Origin of the sequence: Geminicoccus flavidas, assembly GCF_009806515.1 — a bacterium.
Lineage (GTDB): Bacteria > Pseudomonadota > Alphaproteobacteria > Geminicoccales > Geminicoccaceae > Geminicoccus > Geminicoccus flavidus.
In genome coordinates, this window is sequence record NZ_WUJP01000831.1 from 1 (window position 1) to 948 (window position 948).

Genomic DNA, 948 nt, shown 5'->3' on the forward strand with positions numbered 1-948 from the left:
GTCCAGGTCGCGCTCGAACAGGAACTGGAGATAGGGCTCCGTGGTGAAGCTGCCCCAGTTCACCCCGCCGCCCGAGCCGCGCTCCATGAAGCTGATCGCCGCCATGATGCCCACCGGCACAAGCATGAACAGGCCGATCATCAGGATGGACGGGGCGATCAGCAGCGCGCGCCGCCTGCCTTCGCCGCTCTGTCGCGCCATGGCCTCAGTCCCCCACCACGCGCACGGCCTGCGGCTCGACGCTCACCCGTACTGCGGAGCCCGGTGCCGAGGCATGGATGGCACCGTGCCGGTTCTGCACCCGGGCCTGCAGTTCGGTGCCATCGGCCAGGGCCACCGTGCAGACCGTGTCGTTGCCGATATAGAGCAGGTCGCGCATGGTCGCCGGGATGCCCGGTTGCCCGTCCGGGAGCAGGTCCAGCCGTTCCGGCCGGATGGCCAGCGTCACCTCGGAGCCGCTCATGAGGCCAGGAATGGCCAAGCCCTGCACCAGGTCACCGGAACTCAGCCGGAACCGGGCCTGGCCCTCGGCCACCTCCTCGCAGCGTGCTGTCAGGAAGTTGGTCTCGCCGATGAAGTCGGCGACGAAGCGTGAGGTCGGCTGCTCGTAGATCTCGGTAGGCGAACCGATCTGCAGGATCCGGCCGCTGCTCATCACCGCGATCCGGTCCGACATGGTCAGCGCCTCCTCCTGGTCGTGGGTGACGAACACGAAGGTGATGCCGGTCTCGTGCTGGAGGCGCTTCAGCTCGATCTGCATCTCGCGGCGCAGCTTCAGGTCGAGGGCGGAGAGCGGCTCGTCCAGCAGCAGGACCCTGGGCCGCCCGGCCAGTGCCCTGGCCAGCGCCACGCGCTGCTGCTGGCCGCCGGACAGCTCGCGCGGCAGGCGCCGCTCGAAGCCTTCCAGGCGCACCAGCTCCAGCATCCGCCGGGCCTCGGCCTCGATCT

At 69.4% G+C, this 948-nt stretch carries 1 protein-coding gene and 1 pseudogene; both read right to left on the minus strand.

Features of this window, described 5'->3' with window-relative positions; all coding sequences use genetic code 11:
* A pseudogene (locus tag EQG76_RS23915) lies at nt 1-201 on the minus strand (ABC transporter permease); the annotation flags it as partial.
* A 4-nt stretch (nt 202-205) separates the two neighbouring features.
* Nucleotides 206-948: ABC transporter ATP-binding protein (locus tag EQG76_RS33065; protein WP_159717033.1), on the minus strand; the 743-nt coding region annotated here is incomplete at its 5' end.